The sequence below is a fragment of the Priestia sp. MDV22-iso46 genome (genome assembly GCF_058629175.1).
In genome coordinates, this window is the sequence record NZ_JBZVWT010000002.1 from 129,204 (window position 1) to 151,161 (window position 21,958).

Annotated in this window: 22 protein-coding genes; 21 read left to right on the plus strand and 1 reads right to left on the minus strand. The window is 39.0% G+C overall.

What is annotated here, in order from left to right; translation table 11 throughout:
* Positions 1–31 precede the first annotated feature (31 nt).
* Positions 32–919, plus strand: coding sequence for a phosphate ABC transporter permease subunit PstC (gene pstC, locus AC4NPH_RS12525; protein WP_013059300.1), 888 nt, complete (start codon positions 32–34; stop codon positions 917–919).
* Positions 916–1,845: a phosphate ABC transporter permease PstA gene (pstA, locus tag AC4NPH_RS12530; protein ID WP_013059299.1), complete on the plus strand. Its 930-nt coding sequence runs from the start codon at positions 916–918 to the stop codon at positions 1,843–1,845. The genes pstC and pstA overlap by 4 nt, the downstream gene beginning before the upstream one ends.
* A 46-nt stretch (positions 1,846–1,891) precedes the next feature.
* Here the strand turns inward: pstA and AC4NPH_RS12535 are convergent, their stop codons facing one another.
* Positions 1,892–3,169: a replication-associated recombination protein A gene (locus AC4NPH_RS12535; RefSeq protein WP_098314699.1), complete on the minus strand. Its 1,278-nt coding sequence runs from the start codon at positions 3,167–3,169 to the stop codon at positions 1,892–1,894.
* A 226-nt stretch (positions 3,170–3,395) separates the two neighbouring features.
* On the opposite strand from AC4NPH_RS12535, the gene cymR reads away from it, so the two are divergent.
* The 19 genes from cymR (at position 3,396) to AC4NPH_RS12630 (ending at position 21,894) form a co-directional block, all read left to right on the plus strand.
* Complete coding sequence (gene cymR / locus AC4NPH_RS12540; RefSeq protein WP_013059297.1) at positions 3,396–3,812, plus strand: cysteine metabolism transcriptional regulator CymR; 417 nt, start codon at positions 3,396–3,398, stop codon at positions 3,810–3,812.
* Between the two features lie 23 nt (positions 3,813–3,835).
* Positions 3,836–4,978, plus strand: a complete 1,143-nt coding sequence (locus AC4NPH_RS12545; RefSeq protein ID WP_013059296.1) for a cysteine desulfurase family protein — start codon at positions 3,836–3,838, stop codon at positions 4,976–4,978.
* Positions 4,979–5,084: 106 nt separating this feature from the next.
* A complete protein-coding gene (gene mnmA, locus AC4NPH_RS12550; protein WP_013059295.1) occupies positions 5,085–6,197 on the plus strand; it encodes a tRNA 2-thiouridine(34) synthase MnmA in 1,113 nt (370 codons plus the stop codon).
* Between the two features lie 157 nt (positions 6,198–6,354).
* Positions 6,355–7,014, plus strand: a complete 660-nt coding sequence (locus tag AC4NPH_RS12555; RefSeq protein ID WP_013059294.1) for a tetratricopeptide repeat protein — start codon at positions 6,355–6,357, stop codon at positions 7,012–7,014.
* 24 nt (positions 7,015–7,038) lie between these two features.
* Positions 7,039–9,396: an SF1B family DNA helicase RecD2 gene (gene recD2 / locus AC4NPH_RS12560; RefSeq protein WP_013059293.1), complete on the plus strand. Its 2,358-nt coding sequence runs from the start codon at positions 7,039–7,041 to the stop codon at positions 9,394–9,396.
* 141 nt (positions 9,397–9,537) lie between these two features.
* The gene (locus AC4NPH_RS12565) at positions 9,538–9,729 is read left to right on the plus strand and encodes a YrzR-like zinc ribbon domain (protein ID WP_013059292.1); all 192 of its coding nucleotides are present in this window, start codon (positions 9,538–9,540) and stop codon (positions 9,727–9,729) included.
* A 25-nt stretch (positions 9,730–9,754) separates the two neighbouring features.
* Positions 9,755–9,889, plus strand: coding sequence for a YrzQ family protein (locus AC4NPH_RS12570; protein ID WP_013059291.1), 135 nt, complete (start codon positions 9,755–9,757; stop codon positions 9,887–9,889).
* Positions 9,890–10,003: 114 nt separating this feature from the next.
* On the plus strand, positions 10,004–11,065 hold the full coding sequence (locus AC4NPH_RS12575) for an AI-2E family transporter (protein WP_013059290.1): 1,062 nt from the start codon (positions 10,004–10,006) through the stop codon (positions 11,063–11,065).
* A gap of 388 nt (positions 11,066–11,453) precedes the next feature.
* Positions 11,454–14,087 (plus strand): alanine--tRNA ligase, encoded by a 2,634-nt coding sequence (gene alaS / locus AC4NPH_RS12580; protein WP_055992482.1) that lies wholly within the window; start codon positions 11,454–11,456, stop codon positions 14,085–14,087.
* A gap of 84 nt (positions 14,088–14,171) precedes the next feature.
* Complete coding sequence (locus AC4NPH_RS12585; protein ID WP_013059287.1) at positions 14,172–14,441, plus strand: IreB family regulatory phosphoprotein; 270 nt, start codon at positions 14,172–14,174, stop codon at positions 14,439–14,441.
* Positions 14,442–14,858: a Holliday junction resolvase RuvX gene (gene ruvX, locus AC4NPH_RS12590; protein WP_013059286.1), complete on the plus strand. Its 417-nt coding sequence runs from the start codon at positions 14,442–14,444 to the stop codon at positions 14,856–14,858.
* 154 nt (positions 14,859–15,012) lie between these two features.
* A complete protein-coding gene (locus AC4NPH_RS12595) occupies positions 15,013–15,297 on the plus strand; it encodes a DUF1292 domain-containing protein (protein ID WP_013059285.1) in 285 nt (94 codons plus the stop codon).
* A 412-nt stretch (positions 15,298–15,709) separates the two neighbouring features.
* Positions 15,710–16,813, plus strand: coding sequence for an endolytic transglycosylase MltG (gene mltG / locus AC4NPH_RS12600; protein WP_055992485.1), 1,104 nt, complete (start codon positions 15,710–15,712; stop codon positions 16,811–16,813).
* Positions 16,814–16,994: 181 nt separating this feature from the next.
* Entirely contained in the window at positions 16,995–17,651 is a 657-nt protein-coding gene (locus tag AC4NPH_RS12605) for an O-methyltransferase (protein ID WP_013059283.1), read from the plus strand.
* Positions 17,648–18,577, plus strand: a complete 930-nt coding sequence (locus tag AC4NPH_RS12610; RefSeq protein WP_013059282.1) for a peptidase U32 family protein — start codon at positions 17,648–17,650, stop codon at positions 18,575–18,577. Before AC4NPH_RS12605 ends, AC4NPH_RS12610 begins: the two co-directional genes overlap by 4 nt.
* A 39-nt stretch (positions 18,578–18,616) precedes the next feature.
* Positions 18,617–19,879 (plus strand): peptidase U32 family protein, encoded by a 1,263-nt coding sequence (locus tag AC4NPH_RS12615; protein WP_013059281.1) that lies wholly within the window; start codon positions 18,617–18,619, stop codon positions 19,877–19,879.
* Between the two features lie 7 nt (positions 19,880–19,886).
* The gene (gene udk / locus AC4NPH_RS12620) at positions 19,887–20,522 is read left to right on the plus strand and encodes a uridine kinase (protein WP_013059280.1); all 636 of its coding nucleotides are present in this window, start codon (positions 19,887–19,889) and stop codon (positions 20,520–20,522) included.
* Between the two features lie 218 nt (positions 20,523–20,740).
* Positions 20,741–21,217, plus strand: a complete 477-nt coding sequence (gene greA / locus AC4NPH_RS12625; RefSeq protein ID WP_013059279.1) for a transcription elongation factor GreA — start codon at positions 20,741–20,743, stop codon at positions 21,215–21,217.
* Between the two features lie 119 nt (positions 21,218–21,336).
* Complete coding sequence (locus tag AC4NPH_RS12630; RefSeq protein WP_371400026.1) at positions 21,337–21,894, plus strand: isochorismatase family protein; 558 nt, start codon at positions 21,337–21,339, stop codon at positions 21,892–21,894.
* The last annotated feature ends 64 nt before the right edge of the window (positions 21,895–21,958 follow it).

A 21,958-nucleotide genomic window follows, 5' to 3' on the forward strand; every position in this document is an offset into this window, starting at 1 on the left:
ATATATACTGAATATGTAAGGAGACAGAGCGATGAAGGGGAAAAAATCCATTAATTATGTAAAAAGCGAATACATTGGCCGTACGCTTTCTACATTTTGCGGTATTTTAATTGTACTTGTTACGTTAGCTATTATCGTATTTATTTGTGAAAAAGGCATACAGTCATTTTTACAAAGTAATATATCAATCGGTGAAATGTTGACTTCAACAAAATGGAGCCCAAACAATAAAGAATACGGGGCACTTGTGTTTATTCTGGGTTCCATGCTTGTATCAATCGGAGCCGTTATTATAAGTGCTCCAATTGGAATTGCTATCGCCATTTTTAACAACTATATTTCGCCTAAATTTGGTTCAACGGTTTTACGACCGGTTTTAGAACTTTTAGTCGGAGTTCCTTCAGTGGTATACGGTCTTTTAGGGGTTACAATTTTAGTGCCGCTTCTTCGCGATAACTTCGGCGGAGTGGGCTTTAGTTTGATTGCCGGAATTATTGTCTTAAGCGTCATGATTCTTCCGACAATTGCAAGTATTGCTGACGATGCAATTCGAAGCGTAGCACCTGAATATTTAGAAGCTTCTTATGGACTAGGTTCAACAAGATGGCAGGCAATTAGCCGAGTCATTATTCCATCTGCTAAAACAGGTATTTTAACAGGTATCGTGTTAGGGCTTGCCCGCGCATTCGGAGAAGCGCTAGCTGTTCAAATGGTTATCGGAAACACGGTTAAGCTTCCTGAAAGCTTATATAGTCCAACGGCAACATTAACAGGTATTTTAACAATGGATATGTCTAATACGTTAAACGGAACGGCATGGAATAACGCATTGTGGACGTTAGCCATGATTTTACTGCTTATTTCTTTCGTGTTCATTTTAATTATCCGAGCAATTGGGAAACGAGGTGCTCATCAATGAGAAACAAAAATGCACGCACAGTAAATAATATATGGACAGGTATCTTTTATGGCATTGCCGCTCTAGTTGTGGCGCTATTAGTGTATTTAGTTGTTGAAATTATCGCTAAAGGCTGGGGATTTTGGGATCCGAACTTTTTATTTGGAAAGCCAAGCAATACGATGGCAGGAGGCGGTATCGGACCCCAGCTGTTTAACTCGTTCTACATGCTTGTTTTAACGCTGATCATTTCTATTCCTCTTGGTTTAGGAGCCGGAATTTACTTAGCGGAGTACGCGAAGCAAGGCCGTTTCTTAAATTTCGTCCGCTTATGTATTGAAACAATGGCGTCATTACCGTCCATTGTAGTTGGTTTATTTGGATTATTAATTTTTGTCACATTTTCCGGCTGGGGCTATACGCTTATCGGTGGAGCACTTGTGATTACAATTTTAAATTTACCGGGTTTAACGCGCGTATGTGAAAGTGCGATTGCATCTGTTCCTGCGAGTGTAAAAGAAGCAAGTTTAGGGTTGGGTGCGACTAAATGGCAAACAATTGTCAAAGTCGTCATTCCATCAGCGATTCAACAAATTATCACAGGTGTTATTTTAACAGCGGGACGAATCTTTGGAGAGGCAGCTGCGCTGATTTATACGGCTGGCTTAACGACGCCGATGTTAAATTCAAATGCTGACTTAACGAGTCCTGTAAACCCGTTTAATATTTTTCGACCAGCAGAGACGCTTGCCGTCCACATTTGGAAATTAAACTCTGAAGGAATTGTACCTGATGCAAGATTGATTGCAACAAAGTCAGCTGCTATTCTAATCATTATGGTTCTGTTGTTTAACATAGTCGCTCGTTTAGTCGCTAAACTTTTAGACAGCTACTTTAAAGGTTCAACAAAAATGAAAAAACGAAAAGACGTTAAAAGTGCAGCTTAATAGATAAAGACAAAAAAGAAAATGGCTTTGAAACTGAGCAACAGTTTCAGCCATTTTCTTTTTTTAATGTCTCTAAACGATTGAAAACTTTTGAAAAGTATTTTTCTTGTCCATTTTGTTTAGGATGAAAATATTGTTTGTTTTTGATGCGATCCGGTAAATACTGTTGAAGGACCCATCCGTTATCAAAATCATGCGGGTATTGATATTCAACGCCTCGGCCAAGGTTCTCTGCTCCTTTGTAATGAGCATCCTTCAAATGAGGGGGAACGTCGCCGGACAGCCCTTTTTTAATATCACTTATCGCTTCATCTAATGCTTTGTAAGCAGCGTTGGACTTCGGTGATAGGCAAAGCTCAATAACGGCGTTTGCAAGCGGGATACGTGCTTCTGGAAGTCCTAATCGCTCAGTTGCTTGAATAGCTGCGAGAGTTCTCATGCCGGCATCCGGATCAGCTAGTCCAATGTCTTCATAGGCAATGACTAAAAGGCGACGATTGATGCTGATCAAGTCTCCTGCTTCAATTAGCCGTCCCAAATAATGAAGAGCGGCATTTACGTCGCTGCCGCGAATCGATTTTTGAAAAGCAGATAATACATCATAGTGAGCGTCACCATTTTTATCATGTGAAAAATATTTTTGCTGCAGACATTCTTCTGCTGTTTGTAAGGTAATAACGATTTTACCATCGCTTTCACCTGTTGATAAAACAGCCAGTTCCAGAGCATTCAAAGCCGAGCGCACGTCGCCGCTACAGCTGTTGGCAAAGTGGTTCATGGCGTCATCTTCTACGATAATTTTTCTATCCCCAAATCCGTTGGATGAGTCGTTGAGTGCTCTTGTTAGCGCCATTTTGATATCATCTGGCGTAAGAGATTTTAATTCGAAGATTTGACATCTGCTTCGAATAGCAGGATTAATCGCGTGATAAGGATTGCTTGTTGTCGCTCCGATTAGAATGATCATGCCATTTTCTAAATAAGGAAGCAAAAAGTCTTGCTTGGCTTTGTCAAGGCGATGAACTTCATCTAACAGCAGAATTACTTTGCCTGACATTTTGGCTTCTTCGGCGACAATTTCCATATCTTTTTTATTGTTTACAACGGCATTCAACTGACGAAACGCCGTGTTGGTTGTTTTTGCAATAGCTGTGGCAATTGTTGTTTTTCCAACGCCTGGAGGTCCATATAAAATCATCGAGCTTAAGTGATTTGCTTTTACCATTCGATAAATCATTTTATCTTTGCCAACTAAATGCTGCTGTCCGATAACGTCATCTAAATGAGTCGGACGCATTCGAAATGCGAGAGGTTTTGTAGCCATGTTTTTCTCCTTTCTTTTCTTTCACTGTATCACAAGAGGTGAATAGGTGGTGGAAATTTATCTTATAGGCATAGTATGTTATAATATCAACAGTTACATTTGCAAGAAAGGCATATAGAGAAGTTCATATAGCTTAGTAAAAAACGACTCATCACAGCATTCAGTGACAACGTGAGGGTCTTATTTTTTTCATAAATAAAAAAAGTGTATTGAAGGAGTGTATCGTATGAAAATTTCAACAAAAGGACGCTACGGTTTAACGATTATGATTGAGCTTGCGAAGCGCTTTGGCGAAGGTCCTATCTCGCTTAAAACTATTGCTCAAACGCATGACTTATCTGAACATTATTTAGAGCAGCTTATTTCACCGCTGCGTAACGCTGGGCTTGTAAAAAGCGTGCGCGGAGCTTATGGAGGTTACATCTTAGCACATGAACCTGCTAACATTACTTCTGGCGATATTATTTCTGTTTTAGAAGGTCCTATTAGTCCTGTAGAAGGAATTGAAGATGAAGAGCCTGCAAAACGCGAGCTGTGGATTCGTATTCGAGATGCAGTTAAAGAAGTGCTAGATAGTACAACGCTTGAAGATTTAGCAAATCATTCTGATGATGATCAAGCGTCTTATATGTTTTATATTTAATAATGAGCTAGGAGGCGCTTATTTTGGAACGTATTTATGTTGATCATGCAGCAACGTCTCCAATACATCCGGCAGTCGTTGAGAAAATGACGACTTTTATGCATGAGTACTTTGGAAATCCATCTAGTATTCATCACTACGGGCGGGAAAGTCGACGCTATTTAGACGAAGCTCGCCAAACGATTGCAGCAAGTATTGGAGCACACGAAAATGAACTGATTTTTACAAGTGGTGGGACAGAAGCAGATAATATGGCACTGATCGGAGTAGCTCTTGCAAACCGCCATAAAGGAAATCATATTATTACCACGCAAATTGAACACCACGCTGTGCTTCATACGTGTGAATATTTAGAAACACAGGGCTTTGAAGTGACTTACTTACCAGTTAACGAGTACGGACAAGTATCTGTGGATGAAATAAAATCAGCCCTAACTGATCAAACAATTCTTGTGTCGGTGATGTTTGGAAATAATGAAGTAGGTGCTATTCAGCCAATTGGAGAAATTGGAGTTCTATTAAAAGAGCATGGAGCATATTTCCACACGGATGCAGTGCAAGCTTATGGATTAATTCCGTTAAATGTGCAACAATTAGGTGTCGATCTTTTATCCGTTTCTGCTCATAAAATTAACGGACCAAAAGGGATGGGCTTTTTATATGCAGCTGCTCACGTTTCACTGTCTCCTTTGCTATTTGGAGGAGAACAAGAGCGCAAACGACGAGCTGGAACTGAGAACATGACAAGTATTGTCGGGTTTGAAGAAGCTGTGAAAATTTCGCAACAAACGCTGCAAACACGTGCAGATGAATATAGAAGATACAAAAAAATAATGGTAGCTGTGTTGAAAGAAGAAGGTATTTCATTTGAAATTAACGGACATCTTGAAAATTCTCTGCCACATGTGTTAAATTTATCATTTCCAAAAACAAATGTTGAATCGATGCTCGTAAATTTAGACTTAGCAGGAATTGCGGCATCGAGCGGTTCAGCTTGCACAGCGGGAGCAATCGATCCTTCTCATGTGCTTGTAGCTATGTTTGGAAAAGGGTCTGAACGTTTAACAACTTCTATTCGATTTAGCTTTGGCTTAGGAAACTCAGCTGAGCAAATTGAAAAAACCGCACGTCAAACAGCAAACATCGTTAAGCGACTAACGATGTAAATAGCAGCCATCAGTAGGGTCTTCATCCCTCACTGATGGTTTGTGTCGTTTCTTTCGCTTTTTAGCGAACAATTTAATTAAAATGAAGAAAACGGAGGTGGCGAAGTTGACAAAATCACCTAAAGATACACGTGTAGTAGTCGGAATGAGCGGAGGCGTTGATTCATCTGTAGCAGCTCTTTTATTAAAACAACAAGGATACGATGTGATCGGAATCTTTATGAAAAACTGGGACGATACGGATGAAAACGGCGTTTGTACTGCGACTGAAGATTATAACGATGTTATTCGCGTATGTAATCAAATTGGTATTCCCTACTATGCAGTCAACTTTGAAAAACAATATTGGGATAAAGTATTTACCTACTTTTTAGATGAATATAAAGCAGGTCGTACACCGAATCCTGATGTAATGTGTAATAAGGAAATTAAATTCAAAGCCTTTTTAGAGCATGCAATGACGCTAGGAGCAGATTATCTAGCGACAGGACATTATGCACGCGTTGCGTACCGTGACGGGGAGTATAAAATGCTTCGAGGCGTAGATGGAAATAAAGATCAAACGTATTTCTTAAATCAATTAGGACAAGATCAGCTTTCCAAAGTAATGTTCCCAATTGGTGAAATTGAGAAATCAAAAGTGCGTGAAATTGCGAAAGAAGCAGGCCTTGCTACAGCAACGAAAAAAGACAGCACAGGTATTTGCTTTATTGGTGAACGCAACTTCAAAGAATTTTTAAGTCAGTATCTTCCTGCTCAGCCAGGTGTAATGCAAACGCTTGACGGCGAAGTGAAAGGCAAGCATGACGGTCTCATGTACTATACAATTGGCCAACGCCATGGTTTAGGTATTGGAGGCAGCGGTGAACCTTGGTTTGTAGTCGGAAAAGATTTAGAAAAAAATGTTTTGTACGTCGATCAAGGCTTTCACAATGAGTTGCTCTATTCTACATCTCTTACAGCAACCAATGTCAGCTGGGTAAGCGAACGTGACTGGTCGTCACCAATGACGTGCACAGCAAAATTCCGCTATCGTCAAACTGATTCAGCAGTAACCGTTGAAAAAGTCGATGATGATACAATTAAGGTTATTTTTGCTGAACCTGTTCGCGCAATTACGCCAGGTCAAGCAGTTGTGTTTTACAAAGATGATGAATGTCTTGGCGGAGCAACAATTGACAAAGTATTTCAAGAAGAAGAGCAAATCTGGTACGTATAATTCATATAAGCAAGAACGAAAAACCTCGGCCGTATATAGCTGAGGTTTTTCTATGATATACTTTACTTATTGGGTAAACTAATAACTTACATATTCTAGATTTTCATGATGTGAAAATCTCTTAAATCATAACTAAAACAGTGGAGTGAACGAAAAAATGACAGATAAAAACCAGCTAGGAATTCAGTATATGCAGGAAGGGAAATTTGAAGAGGCTGCTAAAACATTTTCAGAAGCAATTGAAGATAATCCAAAAGATCCAATTGTGTATGTGAATTTTGGCAATTTGTTAGCGGCTGTTAGTGAGATGGATCGTGCTTTGAAATTTTATGAACGTGCGATTGAATTAGATGAAGAAACGGCAACAGCGTATTACGGAGCAGGAAATATTTATTTTAATGCAGAGCAGCTTGAGCAGGCAAAGCACTACTTTGATTTAGCAATCAAAAAAGGCTTAGATTCATCCGATGCGTACTTTATGCTTGGTTTAACGCTGTTTCATATGGAAGAAATTCGTTTTGCGATGCCTTATCTTCAGCGAGCGGTAGAACTAAACGAACATGATGTAGAAGCAAAATTTCAGTACGGTCTTTGTTTAGCACAGCTCGAAATGGTAGATGAAGCGATTGCTGAATTTCTTAAGGTAGTCAATCAAGAGCCAGAACACGCCGATGCTTTTTATAATTTAGGCGTAGCGTATGCCATGAAAGATGACAAAGATAAGGCGATTGAGATGTTAGATGAAGCTTTAAACGTGCAGCCAGATCACGTAATGGCAGTAAATGCCAAACAAGTTCTGTCTACATTAGAACATTAAGAAAGCGGGTAAAGGAAGGATAACATGAACGAAGAACAAGTGAACCCTTCACAGCCAGAACGTCATTATATAAGCGGCACGTCGATTGTAACGGTCTTTCATAACGAAGAAAACTTATATAACGTTACGCGGATACGGATCAAAAAAACAAATTTAGAGATTGAAGATAAAGAAACGGTCGTTACAGGCTATTTTCCTAAGCTGAATGAAGATGAAGTATACACGTTTTACGGAGACTTCAAAGAGCATCCAAAGTTTGGTCTGCAGTTTCATGTTGAACAGTTTAAAAAAGAACTTCCGCAATCAAGGCAAGGGGTTGTTCAGTACCTGTCTAGCGATTTATTTCACGGAATCGGTAAAAAAACCGCTGAAAACATTGTGGACGCCCTAGGAGAACGCGCTATTTTTCGTATTTTGCAAAATGAGTCTGTGCTAAAAGAGGTTCCGAGGCTTTCAGCCGACAAGGCAGAAGCTTTAGTCACGCAGCTTCGTGAACATCAAGGGTTAGAAGAAGTAATGGTAAAGCTGACAGACCTCGGGTTTGGACCGCAGCTTTCGATGAAGATTTTCCAAGCGTACAAACAAGAAGCGCTTGAAATTGTTCAAAATAATCCTTATCAGCTCGTAGAAGATATTCAAGGTATTGGCTTTAGCAGAGCCGATGAACTTGGAAAGAGGCTTGGTATGGCAACCAATCATCCTGATCGTTTGCGTGCAGGTATTTTATATGTCATTGAGCAAGAATGCAATCAAATGGGACATGTATACGTCACGGCAGATCAGCTGTATGGAAAAACAGCAGAGCTTCTTCGAAAAAGCAGGCATGAGAATCTGTCTGAAATGGATCTTACAAGAGAAGTGGACGCATTAAAAGCAGACAAAAAGCTTATCATTCAAGACGAAAAAATTTATTTTCCTCCCCTTTTCTATGCTGAAAAAGGGCTGGTTAAAGCTATTCAAAAAATTATGGCTCAAACGCAGTACGAAGAGCAGTTTCCAGAATCAGAATTCTTATTGGCACTGGGTGAACTAGAAGAGCGATTAGACGTGCAATATGCACCTTCTCAGCGCAAGGGCATACAAACCGCTTTAATGTCTCCGATGCTTCTCTTAACAGGTGGACCAGGTACAGGGAAAACAACGGTTATTAAAGGAATAGTCGAACTCTATGCAGAACTTCACGGATGTTCGTTAAATCCAGGGGATTATAAAAAAGATGAAGCTTTTCCTGTTTTACTTGTGGCACCTACTGGACGCGCTGCTAAACGAATGAGCGAAGCGACGGGACTTCCGGCAGTTACAATTCACAGATTATTAAAATGGAACGGACAAGAAGGATTTGATCATAATGAGGAGAATCCAATTGACGGAAAATTACTGATTGTGGATGAAGTATCAATGGTAGATTTGTGGCTTGCTCATCAGCTGTTTAAATCTCTTCCTGCTAATTTACAGGTTATTTTAGTTGGAGACGAAGACCAGCTTCCTTCAGTAGGTCCGGGACAGGTGTTAAAAGATTTACTGAGTTCAGAAGTAGTTCCTACCGTCCGTCTGACAGATGTATACCGGCAAGCGGAAGGATCTTCAATTATTGATTTGGCTCATGAAATAAAAAAAGGAAAGCTTCCGGAAGACTTATCCAGGCAGCAAGGAGATCGTTCCTTTATTCGTTGTCAAGGACAGCACATCACGAACGTCGTGCAACAAGTTTGCGGGAATGCGTTAAAAAAAGGCTATACGGCTAAAGATATTCAAGTTCTAGCTCCTATGTATAAAGGTCCTGCAGGTATTGATAAGCTGAATGAAGTTCTTCAGGAATTATTCAACCCGGCTTCTGAGCAAAGAAGAGAGCTTAAGCACGGAGATATTACGTACCGAGTCGGAGATAAAGTGCTGCAGCTTGTAAATCAGCCGGATAGCAACGTATTTAACGGAGACATGGGAGAAATCGTCTCGGTTTTTTTTGCCAAAGAAAATACGGAAAAACAGGATATGCTGGTTATTTCATATGAAGGAAATGAAGTAACTTACACAAAGCAAGACTTTAATCAAATAACTCATGCATACTGCTGTTCCATTCATAAATCACAGGGAAGTGAATTTCCCATTGTTGTGCTTCCAATTGTTAAAAGCTATTACCGGATGCTGCGACGCAATTTACTTTATACCGCCGTTACGCGAAGCAAACAGTTTTTAATTTTATGCGGCGAAGACGAAGCGTTTCAGCTTGGAGTCAGCCGAAATGAAGACAGCGTCCGACAAACGAATTTACAGCCCTTGCTTCGAGAAAGCTTGGATAACGACATAGAAGATCCCGAAATTCCATTTATGAAAGATGCAAATATTGGGATGGAAAACGTTACGCCGTATGATTTCATGTAACCTTTCGCATGCTAACAAAGAGTTAAATAAACTCCTTTGTTGCCATCCTTCTTTGCTAATTGTCAGAAAATAAAGTATGGACATGGAAAGAAGTGGACATAATGCGTTTATATAAGTAGAACGTATAAAGAGGTGTCGACTTTGTTTAAATGTCCAAACTGTAAAAGTATTGACGTTGGCAAAATTGGTGTAAATCAGTATTACTGCTGGAATTGTTTTATTGAAATGACTATTTCAAAAGGACAAATTAATACTCACCAAGTAGAAGAAGATGGAACATTGAGCTCGCTTGATGATTTGTTCTCAGACGACGAGCGCACAATCAATTTCTAATTCTTTTTTACCGGGAGGAAGAGCAATGGGCAGAATCATTCCGTCAGTAGTCGCTTTCGGTCTTGGAGCTTATGCATTTAAAATGGCAGATGATCGAGAGATGTTTACAAAAAGAAATATGAAAAAAATGCGTAAACGTATGATGAAAGCTATTCACTAATAAAAAAAGCACTATTGCACTTAGCTGCAATAGTGCTTTTTTGCAGGCAGAAGAGACAACTGCATGTATAAACTCCTTTCTTTATCAAAAAATAGAAGAGAGGAGGAGTTTACGTTGAAAGATAGTTCATTCAAATGGTTCTATAGATTCGGACTGCTGTTATTAGCGCTGCTGTGCATATTAGTCTTTTTTAAAGTCCAGTTTTTATGGCTTCCTGTTATTTACATGTTTTTAAAAGCACTGCTGCCTTTTTTTATTGCAGCATTCATTACATATTTACTTCATCCGCTTATTGAAAAAACGCATGATAAAGGCGTGCCTCGTCCTCTAGCTATTTTACTGATCTACATCATCTTTTTTGGAGGAATTGGGTTTGGAGCCTATAAGTCGTACCCTATTTTTGTGGAACAAGTAAAAGATTTAAACGAACAGCTGCCGCATTTTACGAATACATATAGACATTGGGTAGAATCGATTCATGATCGTACAACTTCACTTCCAAACGGTGTACATGAGAAAATTGAAGGCAGCATTGATGATGTAGAGGCTACGCTCAACGTGTGGCTTACAAAAGTGGCGGAAGGATTAAAGTCATTGATTACCTCTTTTTTGATTTTAATCATTATTCCATTTATTGTTTTTTATATGCTGAAGGATTTTTCCTCTATTAAGAAAGCAACAGCTTATGTCACACCTAAAAAGTGGCACAAACCAGGCGAACGTTTTTTATCGGATGTGAATGAATCGCTCGGCAATTACATTAGAGGGCAATTTTTTGTTTGTCTCATTATTGGTGTGATTGCCACAGCAGCACTGTGGTTCTTTCATGTACCTTATGCACTTCTTTTAGGCTTCATTATTGGCGTAACGAATATCATTCCTTATTTTGGCCCGATTATTGGTGCGGTTCCAGCGGCTATTATTGCAGCCACAATCTCGATAAAGTTGGTTATTACCATTGTCATTATAATCTTTGTGCTGCAGTTTCTAGAGGGAAATGTGCTGTCTCCGCTTATCGTAGGAAAGAGTCTTCATATTCATCCTTTGTTTATCATGCTTGCGCTCCTTTTAGGAGGAGAATTTGGAGGAGTATTGGGTCTCATTTTGGCTGTGCCAATTTTAGCAGTCATTAAAATATCTATTTTGCATATCCGCTCTTATACGCTCAAACATTGACAAAGAGCGGTTAATTTGTCATAATATCGCCATAAGAAAACGCTACATATTTTAAACACAATGATGGATCGAGTACGTTGCACACTGGTTTTTAGAGAAGGGCTTCCTTGGCTGAAAGAAGCGCTAAACAAAGAGCAGCTGAACGCTAGTCCAGAGTGCAGGCTAAAACCTGCCGTGTCAGCAACGTTAACGCTATGAAGGTGATAAATGCTTTTGGCATTTATAATCAGGGTGGTACCGCGAGTTCAACTCTCGTCCCTGCTACAGGGATGAGAGTTTTTTTGTGTGCAAATAACTAGCAATTGCTTTTGTACACAGAGAAAATAGATGCTTTTATGTCATCATTTTTTTGTCTATAAATAAGAAGAGTATTAAAGGAGGACCAATCATGAAAAAACTGACGTCAGCACAAGTTCGTCAAATGTATTTAGATTTCTTTAAAGAAAAAGGCCATGATGTAGAACCAAGCGCATCTTTAGTTCCGCATGAAGATCCATCTTTATTATGGATTAACAGTGGAGTAGCTACATTAAAAAAATATTTTGATGGTCGTGTTATTCCTCAAAATCCGCGTATTTGTAACGCACAAAAATCCATTCGTACAAACGATATCGAGAACGTAGGTAAAACGGCTCGCCATCATACGTTTTTTGAAATGCTTGGTAATTTCTCTATCGGTGATTATTTCAAAGAAGAAGCCATCCAATGGGCATGGGAATTCTTAACGAGCGATAAATGGATTGGATTCGACGCAGATAAGCTATCTGTAACAGTTCACCCTGAAGATGAAGAAGCATTTAAGATTTGGAATGAAAAAATGGGCGTGCCTAAAGAGCGCATCATTCGTTTAGAAGGTAATTTCTGGGATATAGGAGAAGGTCCGAGTGGTCCAAATACAGAGATCTTTTATGATCGCGGAGAAGCATATGGAAATGACCTAAATGATCCGGAATTATATCCAGGTGGGGAAAATGAGCGTTATTTAGAAATTTGGAACCTTGTATTTTCTCAATTTAATCACAATCCTGATGGCACGTACACGCCGCTTCCAAAGAAAAACATCGATACGGGAATGGGCTTAGAGCGTATGGTTTCTGTTATTCAAGACGTGCAAACAAACTTTGATACAGATTTGTTTATGCCAATTATTGAAGCAACAGAAAACATTTCAGGTGCTAAATATCGTACAAATGATGAGCAAGATACGGCATTTAAAGTTATTGCTGACCATATTCGTACGGTAACATTTGCTGTAGGTGATGGTGCGCTTCCTTCAAATGAAGGCCGTGGGTATGTGCTGCGCCGTTTGTTACGCCGAGCAGTTCGCTATGCTAAAAAGTTAAACATTAATCGTCCGTTCATGTACGAGCTAGTGCCGGTAGTAGGGGAAATCATGGTTGATTTCTATCCGGAAGTAAAGGAAAAAACGGATTTTATCCAGCGCGTAGTAAAAAATGAAGAAGAGCGTTTTCACGAAACGTTAAATGACGGACTAGCTATTTTGGCAACCGTTATTAAAAAAGAAAAAGCGCAAAACAGTGATACGGTACAAGGCGAAGATGTTTTCCGTTTATATGACACGTATGGATTCCCTGTTGAATTAACGGAAGAATATGCAGAAGATGAGAACATGAAAATTGATCATGCAGGTTTTGAACGTGAAATGGAAGCACAGCGTGAGCGTGCGCGTGCTGCTCGTCAAGATTCTAGTTCTATGCAAGTTCAAGGCGGCGTACTTGGTGAAGTAACGGTTGCAAGTGAGTTTGTTGGCTATGATAAAAATGAAGTAGAAACAGTTGTTGAAGCAATTATTGTAGACGGTGAGCTTGTTGACCGCGCTGAAGCTGGAACAGAAGCGCAAGTCATCTTAAGCCACACGCCATTCTATGCAGAAAGCGGCGGTCAAATTGCGGACCAAGGTACGATTCAAAGTGCTGCAGGAACAGCGGAAGTAAAAGACGTTCAAAAAGCGCCAAACGGCCAAAATGTCCAAACGGTAGCTGTAACAAACGGTGAGCTTGTAAAAGGTGAAATATACACGGCGACGCTTGATGAAGAAAACCGCAGTGCGATTGTGAAAAATCATACGGCAACGCATTTATTGCATCAAGCATTAAAAGATACGTTAGGAACGCATGTTAATCAAGCGGGTTCTTTAGTAACAGCGGATCGCTTGCGCTTTGACTTCTCTCACTTTGGTCAAGTGACACAAGAAGAGCTTGAGAAAATTGAACAAATCGTTAATGAAAAGATTTGGGACAGCATCTCTGTACAAATTGAAAACAAAGCAATTGACGAAGCAAAAGCGATGGGTGCAATGGCGCTATTTGGTGAGAAATACGGAGATATCGTGCGCGTAGTACAAGTAGGCGACTACAGCTTAGAATTATGTGGTGGATGTCACGTGCCAAATACGTCTGTTATTGGTTTATTTAAAATTGTATCAGAATCGGGAATCGGTGCAGGTACTCGACGCATTGAAGCTGTAACTGGAAAAGCTGCCTATCAGTTAATGAACGATCAAGTAGGCTTACTAAAAGAAGCTGCGGCAAAAGTAAAATCCAACCCGCGTGATTTAGTAGGGCGCGTTGAAGGATTACTAGAAGAAATTCGTAATCTTCAGCGTGAAAATGATTCACTATCTACAAAGCTTGGCAATATTGAAGCTGGCAATCTCGTTGACCGAGTGCAAAACATTAATGGTGTGAATGTACTAGCAGCGAAAGTGAATGCAACGGATATGAATAACCTTCGCGCAATGGTTGATGATTTAAAACAAAAATTAGAATCCGCTGTGATCGTATTAGCTTCTCCACAAGGTGAAAAGGTAAATATTATTGCAGGTGTAACAAAAGATTTAATTGCTAAAGGCCATCATGCTGGCAAACTTGTTAAAGAAGTAGCGACGATTTGCGGTGGAGGCGGAGGCGGACGCCCTGACATGGCGCAAGCTGGAGGAAAAGACGCTAGCCAAATTGAAAAAGCACTTGGCACTGTAGAAGAATGGGTTAAATCCGTTTAATTCTCCCCTTTCTTGGTGTACAATATAAATAAGACTTAGCATAGTGCACAATGTGTTCACAAATTAAGAGAGTGAGGTGGGACCGTGAGTTCATTTGATAAAACCATGCAATTTAATTTTCAAGATGAGCCAGCTGAAACAAACGTACATGAAGTATTGTTTACGGTTTATGACGCACTGCAAGAAAAAGGCTACAACCCGATCAACCAAATCGTTGGGTATTTGTTATCAGGAGACCCTGCTTACATTCCTCGTCATAACGATGCGAGAAACACAATTCGCCAGTTAGAGCGAGACGAGCTCATTGAAGAACTTGTTAAATCTTATTTACAACAGCATCGAAAGGATTCATAAATGCGCGTATTAGGATTAGATGTAGGAACCAAAACAATTGGTGTGGCAGTTAGTGATGAAATGGGATGGACAGCGCAAGGAATTGAAACAATTAAAATTGCAGATGAGCAGATGGAGCAATCATATCCTCGTTTACAGCAGCTAATTGACGAATATTCCGTAGAGAAAATCGTAGTGGGTCTTCCTAAAAATATGAATGGTACGATTGGCCCTCGAGGCGAAGCGTGCATTGAGTTTGCTGACAACGTCAAAGAAAAACTTAACATTGAAACGATGATGTGGGACGAGCGCTTGTCGACGATGGCAGCAGAGCGAGTACTGCTGTCTGCCGATGTAAGCCGCAAGAAACGCAAAAAAGTAATCGATAAAATGGCAGCTGTTATGATTCTTCAAGGATACTTAGACAGCAAGCAGTAAGAAAAGCAGCAGGCTTTGCCTCAGCTGAAAAGTTATGAATTTCCCTTTTGCATATTCTTTTGTACGTAAAAGGGAAGTGAAATAACTGAACGGCTTGCTTTTCGCTGAAGAAAAAGTTAAGCTAAGAGCTTACAATATAAAATGAGGTGCAAACATGAGCGTAGAAGAAAATAAAATTACAATCGTCGATGAGAATGGAAATGAGCAGCTATGCGAAATTTTATTCACATTTGATTCTGATCAATATAACAAATCATATGTAATTTACTATCCAATCGGAGCAGACCAAGATGATGAAGAGGAAATTGAAATTCATGCATCTGCTTTCACACCAAGTGAAGATGGTCAAGACGGTGAGCTTCAACCGATTGAAACAGAAGAAGAGTGGGACATGGTTGAGGAAATGGTTAATACATTCCTTGACGAAGAAGGCGAATAATTATAGTGAAAAAGCTGATGACAATCGTTATCAGCTTTTTTTTACATAGCGGCTGTTCTTTTTAGATATAAAAAGGTTTTTCCTTGCATTCTTAGAGCAGATTGTATGATAATGACGAAAAATAAGATAAATTGTAGTATAATAATTCCTGCGTGTGAGAGTGCATTTTAATAAAAGAATTCATTGTTTGAACGGATGAAACTAGACTTTGGGCAGACAATAACATAAATCATGGAAAAATTTTAGAAGAGGCGAGAGTTTAAGGAAGCGATACCATCTCACACCTATAGGCGATACGAATGAATCGCAATCTCATGTCTCCTCTCTGTTCATACTTATAAAAAATCAAGAAGAAAAGAGGTGAAACTGGTTGTATCTTCTTTTACAGAAGTAGATTTAACCAGGAAGCTGCTTGTCGCAACAAACATTTTTACCACCTAATCGTTCAAGAAAAAAACGAGTTATTTTTATTACAATTATCGTACTTCTTTTACTAGTTGGCGGTGCATTTTTCTATGCTCAATCCCGCTTAACGCCCGTGGATCGAAACAGCAATAAAAAAGTAAATGTGACCATTCCACAAGGTTCTTCCGTCCAATCGATTGGTACGGTATTGAAAAAAGAAGATTTAATTAAAAGTAAAAGTGCATTTCGCTATTACGTAAAATTAACCCATGTGTCTGGATTTCAAGCTGGAACGTATTTATTTTCTCCTTCCATGAGTCTAGGGGAAATGGTTGAAAAAATGGAAAAAGGCGAGGTTTCAAAACAACCTGATATTCGTGTCACCATTCCAGAAGGACGCCAGCTTGTCGAAATTGCTGATATCATTGCTAAAAATACAAAGTTTACAAAAGACGAAGTCATGAAAAAGCTAGACGATAAGGCATTCGTCAATAAAATGAAAGAAAAATATCCAGATGTAGTAACGGATGAAGTGATGCAAAAAGATATTAAACATCCGCTAGAAGGTTATTTATATCCCGTTACGTATGATTTTTATGATAAAAATGTGTCGTTAGATGAAATATTGGATAAAATGGTAGGGAAAACAAATAATGTATTAGGTCAGTACAGTGGGCAAATGAAGAAGAAAAAATTCAGTGCACATAAATTGTTAACCATGTCTTCTCTCATTGAAGAGGAAGCGACTGCGAAAGTCGACCGAGAAAAAATTGCCAGCGTCTTTTATAATCGCCTTGAAAAAAACATGCCTCTTCAAACGGATCCAACCGTCTTATATGCCTTAGGAGAGCATAAAGACCGCGTGTTCTATAAGCATTTAGAAGTGGACTCTCCTTACAATACGTATAAAGTAAAAGGGTTGCCTCCAGGACCAATTGCCAGCTCTGGTTTAATGTCAATCAAAGCTGCGTTACATCCAGCCAATACAGATTATTTATACTTCTTGGCCACACCTGAAGGAAAAGTTATTTTTACCAAAACGTTAGAAGAACATAACAAAGAAAAAGCCAAGCATATTACAGGTAAAGAAAAGCAAAATACCGAAAAATAAGTGGAAATTTAAAATTGGGGAATCGCGATACTTCGCATTCCCCATCTTTTATGTTAAAATATATCGGGTTTACGTAAAAACGAAAAAAACTTATAATAGACTAGTTGTCTTACTATTTTGCAGTAATGAAACGTTATGAAAACATAATGTAAAATGTACTTCTGAGAACGGAGGAAGTGTTTTGCTTTTACAAAACGTAGAGCAGTATGTGGAAAAGCTTATTCCTAAGCGCCAGGAGCTTATTGAAGAAATGGAAGCTTATGCAAAAGAACATCACGTTCCGATTATGGAATTGATTGGTGTTGAAACGCTATTGCAAATTCTTCGTCTTCATCAGCCAAAACATATATTAGAAATTGGAACAGCGATTGCATATTCATCTATTCGAATGACCCATGCGCTTCCAGAGGCACGAGTGGTTACGGTAGAACGAAATGAAGAGCGTTACCAAAAAGCGCAAGAATTTATTGAACGGGCGGGAAAACAAGATAAAATTGTGTCGTTGTTTGGGGATGCACTAGAGCTTAGAGATGAAATTGAACGTCATGGTCCCTATGATGCAGTTTTTATTGATGCAGCTAAAGGTCAGTATCAGCGTTTTTTTGAACATTATGAGCCGATGCTATCTTCTAAAGGAATGATTATTTCGGATAACGTACTATTTAAAGGTCACGTAGCGACTGATTTGGCCGAAGTAGAAACACGTCGACGCCGTAGCTTAATTAAAAAAATTCAGGCATACAACACGTGGCTGATGAATCATCCCGATTATTATACAACTATTCTCCCTATTGGAGACGGAATCGCGATTAGTATTAAAAGAGGTGACCAAGAATGAAAAAACCAGAACTATTAGTGACACCAACTGCAGTTTCGGAAATCGAATCATTACTACAAGCTGGAGCAACAGCTGTTATGGTTGGTGAACAGCGCTACGGTTTGCGTTTAGCAGGTGAATTCAAACGTGAAGATATCGTAGAAGCTGTAAATATTGCTCATCAGCATAATGCAAAAGTCTACGTAGCGATGAACGGATTATTTCACAATGATAAAATAGCCGAACTAAATGAATATATTTTATTCTTAAAAGAAGCAAGCGTGGATGCGATTGTATTTGGAGATCCTGCTGTATTGATGGCAGTGCGTGAAACAGCTCCAGAAATGAAGATGCACTGGAGTACTGAAACAACGGGCACAAACTGGTATTCATGTAACTACTGGGGGCGTAAAGGAGCTAAGCGCGCAGTTCTTGCTCGTGAGCTAAGCATGGATAGCATCATTGATATCAAAGAAAAAGCCGAAGTAGAAATTGAAGTTCAGGTGCATGGCATGACGTGTATGTTCCAATCAAAACGTTCACTTCTTGGCAACTACTTTGAGTATCAAGGAAAAGTCATGGAAATTGAAAATCGTAAAGTAGAAAAAGATATGTTTTTACTTGATAATGAGCGAAACAATAAGTATCCAATTTTCGAAGATGAAAATGGAACGCACATTATGAGTCCAAATGATATGTGCATTATCGATGAGCTTTCCGAAATGATTGATGCTGAAGTAGATGTGTTCAAAATTGACGGCGTATTAAAGTCACCGCAATATATTTTAGAAGTAACAAAAAAATATCGTCAAGCGATTGATTTATGTGTAGATGACCGTGAAGAATACGAAAACGTTAAAGACGATTTGTTAGAAGAAATTGAAAGCTTGCAGCCAATTAACCGCCCGTTAGACACAGGGTTTTTCTTTAAAGAAACGGTATATTAAAAAGCATGCAAAGAAAGATAAACAAAGGAGGTACAAACGATGGCTGTTCAAATCGATACTGTAGTAGAAGGTAAACGAGTTATTACTAAGAAGCCTGAGTTGTTAGCTCCAGCCGGTAACCTTGAAAAATTAAAAGTTGCCGTACACTATGGAGCAGATGCTGTATTTATCGGAGGAAAAGAGTTTGGCCTTCGTTCAAATGCAGATAACTTTACATTTGAAGAAATGGCAGAAGGTGTTCAGTTTGCAAACAAATACGGCGCACGTATTTATGTTACAACAAACATTTTTGCTCACAATGAAAATATGGACGGACTTGAAGATTATTTAATGGGATTAGAGCGCGCTGGTGTTTCTGGAATCATCGTAGCTGATCCGTTAATTATCGAAACCTGTCGACGCGTTGCACCTAAGCTTGAAGTACATTTAAGTACGCAGCAATCACTTTCAAACTGGAAAGCCGTTCAGTTCTGGAAAGAAGAAGGATTAGAACGTGTTGTACTTGCTCGTGAAACGGGTGCTGAAGAAATGCGCGAAATGAAAGAAAAAGTGGATATTGAAATTGAAGCTTTTATTCACGGAGCGATGTGTATTGCTTATTCAGGCCGCTGCGTGCTAAGTAACCATATGACAGCGCGTGATTCAAACCGCGGAGGCTGCTGTCAATCATGCCGTTGGGACTATGATTTATTTAAAGTAGAAGACGGTAAAACGGAAACAGCTTTATTTGATGAGCAAGACGATCCGTTTGCAATGAGTCCAAAAGACTTAAATTTAATTCAATCTATCCCTCAAATGATTGAGCTGGGTATTGATAGCTTAAAAATTGAAGGACGTATGAAGTCGATTCACTATATCGCAACAGTGGTGAGCGTGTATCGCAAGGTGATTGACGCATACTGTGCAGATCCTGAGAATTTTGTGATTCAAAAAGAATGGCTTGATGAGCTAGACAAATGTGCAAACCGCGATACGGCTCCTGCCTTTTTTGAAGGGGTTCCTGGAGTAGATGAGCAAATGTTTGGCGTACACGGCAAGAAAACAAAATTTGATTTTGCTGGTTTAGTATTGAATTATGATGAAGAAACAAGCATCGTGACATTGCAACAGCGTAACTATTTTAAACCGGGAGAAGAAGTGGAATTTTTCGGTCCGGAAATTAAAAACTTTACGCAAAAAATAGATAAAATTTGGGACGAAGATGGCAATGAACTAGATGCTGCGCGTCATCCGCTGCAAATTGTGAAATTTAAAGTGGACCAACCTCTATTTTCATATAACATGATGCGAAAGGGGATTTAAATATAAAATGGGGAAAAAGCCCGTTGTAATCGGTATCGCTGGTGGATCCGGTTCTGGTAAAACAACTGTAACCAAAGCTATTTATGAGTATTTTAAAGGGCATTCTATTATGCTTCTTGAGCAAGACTATTATTATAAAGATCAAAGCGATGTACCGTTTGAACAGCGTTTGCAAACAAACTACGATCATCCTTTAGCATTTGATAATGATTTGCTGATTGAACACTTGCAAAACTTATTAAATTATGAGAGCATTGACAAACCGGTATATGATTACGCAATTCATACGCGCTCTGAAAAGGTAATTAGAGAAGAACCAAAAGATGTTATTATTTTAGAAGGTATTCTTGTACTAGAAGATCAGCGCTTGCGTAATTTAATGGATATCAAGCTATACGTAGATACAGATGCGGATCTTCGTATCATTCGTCGTATGCTTCGTGATATTAAAGAACGAGAGCGTACGCTTGAGTCAGTTGTTGATCAATACGTATCTGTCGTTCGCCCGATGCATAATCAGTTTGTTGAACCAACAAAACGTTATGCAGATATTATCATTCCTGAAGGCGGTCAAAACCACGTAGCGATTGACTTGATGGTCACTAAAATTCAAACAATTCTTGAACAAAATGCCATTTTATAATAACATAGCATAGATGCAGGAATTTTTTTGAAGACAATGCAGACATATTCTGCTAACTAAACACAAACATTATAAAGAATAGAGAAACGAGCAGCTTCTATTTTGAAGCTGTCATTTCTCTATTAACTGATTTTTCCACAGAGTGGAAAATTTTTTGTACATACAGAAATGGACTGTATACACTAGAGATTTTGAGTTCAAGAAGGAGTGAAGGGATTATGGCACAAGAAAAAGTATTTCCAATGACAGAAGAAGGAAAGCTAAAGCTAGAGCAAGAGCTAGAATATTTAAAAACAGTAAAACGTAAAGAAGTTGTAGAGCGTATCAAAATCGCCCGCAGTTTTGGAGATTTATCGGAGAACTCTGAGTACGATTCTGCAAAAGACGAGCAGGCTTTCGTAGAAGGCCGTATTACAACGCTTGAAAATATGATTCGCAATGCGAAAATTATTGAAGAAGATGTAGAAAACTCTTCTATTGTATCATTAGGTAAATCTGTAACATTTGTAGAGTTGCCAGATGGTGACGAAGAAACGTATACAATTGTAGGTAGTGCAGAAGCAGATCCGTTTGAAGGGAAAATTTCAAATGATTCGCCAATTGCTAAAAGTCTAATGGGCAAACAAATTGGAGATCAAGTAACTGTTCAAACTCCTGGTGGAGATATGTCAGTGAAAATTGTATCTGTTAAGTAAAACATATGGTTGGAAGCGTTCTACTGAATGCTCGTAATTAAAAAAGCTGACACGCGTCAGCTTTTTTTATATGATTTTAAAAAGCGGAGAGAATAGAAAAGATATGTAAGAAAGGAAAGATGAAAATGAAAGATATCGATTTTACTACAACAGCGCTTGTTTTAATTGATTTACAAAAAGGGATTGTTCCAATTGGAGGAGACGAAATTGTGGAGAAATCTGTTCAGCTTGTGAATCGTTTCCGCGAACAAAATGGATTTATTAGCTTTGTACGAGTAGATTTTCAAGATGGAAAAGATGCGTTGACGCCAGAAACGGATCAAAAGCCATCTGCTCCTCAAGAAAGACCTGCAGACTGGGCGGAATTCGATCCAAGACTTAATGTTCAAGAGAATGATTACATTGTGACAAAACGTCAGTGGGGAGCCTTTTTTGGGACAGATTTAGACCTTCAGCTTCGCCGAAGAGGAATTGATACAATTGTCCTTTGCGGAATTGCAACAAATATTGGTGTGGAAAGCACAGCTCGTGAAGCATTTCAGTATGGGTATAACCAAATTTTTATCACGGATGCCATGGCGACATTTACAAAAGAAGAGCATGAAGCAACTCTTTCTTACATCTTTCCGAAAATAGGAAAGCTAAGAACAACTCAACAATTTTTAACAGAAAATTAATAATAAAAACTTGCTGAATCAGCAAGTTTTTTTGTGAAATGAAAAAAAGAATGAATATTTCTTA

What these genes read in the sequence shown, in the direction of transcription:
- pstC (WP_013059300.1), top strand. Translation starts at nt 32, where the DNA reads ATGAAGGGGAAAAAATCCATTAATTATGTAAAAAGCGAATACATTGGC.
- pstA (WP_013059299.1), top strand. Translation starts at nt 916, where the DNA reads ATGAGAAACAAAAATGCACGCACAGTAAATAATATATGGACAGGTATC.
- AC4NPH_RS12535 (WP_098314699.1), bottom strand. Translation starts at nt 3,169, where the DNA reads ATGGCTACAAAACCTCTCGCATTTCGAATGCGTCCGACTCATTTAGAT.
- cymR (WP_013059297.1), top strand. Translation starts at nt 3,396, where the DNA reads ATGAAAATTTCAACAAAAGGACGCTACGGTTTAACGATTATGATTGAG.
- AC4NPH_RS12555 (WP_013059294.1), top strand. Translation starts at nt 6,355, where the DNA reads ATGACAGATAAAAACCAGCTAGGAATTCAGTATATGCAGGAAGGGAAA.
- recD2 (WP_013059293.1), top strand. Translation starts at nt 7,039, where the DNA reads ATGAACGAAGAACAAGTGAACCCTTCACAGCCAGAACGTCATTATATA.
- AC4NPH_RS12570 (WP_013059291.1), top strand. Translation starts at nt 9,755, where the DNA reads ATGGGCAGAATCATTCCGTCAGTAGTCGCTTTCGGTCTTGGAGCTTAT.
- alaS (WP_055992482.1), top strand. Translation starts at nt 11,454, where the DNA reads ATGAAAAAACTGACGTCAGCACAAGTTCGTCAAATGTATTTAGATTTC.
- ruvX (WP_013059286.1), top strand. Translation starts at nt 14,442, where the DNA reads ATGCGCGTATTAGGATTAGATGTAGGAACCAAAACAATTGGTGTGGCA.
- AC4NPH_RS12595 (WP_013059285.1), top strand. Translation starts at nt 15,013, where the DNA reads ATGAGCGTAGAAGAAAATAAAATTACAATCGTCGATGAGAATGGAAAT.
- AC4NPH_RS12610 (WP_013059282.1), top strand. Translation starts at nt 17,648, where the DNA reads ATGAAAAAACCAGAACTATTAGTGACACCAACTGCAGTTTCGGAAATC.
- AC4NPH_RS12615 (WP_013059281.1), top strand. Translation starts at nt 18,617, where the DNA reads ATGGCTGTTCAAATCGATACTGTAGTAGAAGGTAAACGAGTTATTACT.
- udk (WP_013059280.1), top strand. Translation starts at nt 19,887, where the DNA reads ATGGGGAAAAAGCCCGTTGTAATCGGTATCGCTGGTGGATCCGGTTCT.
- greA (WP_013059279.1), top strand. Translation starts at nt 20,741, where the DNA reads ATGGCACAAGAAAAAGTATTTCCAATGACAGAAGAAGGAAAGCTAAAG.
- AC4NPH_RS12630 (WP_371400026.1), top strand. Translation starts at nt 21,337, where the DNA reads ATGAAAATGAAAGATATCGATTTTACTACAACAGCGCTTGTTTTAATT.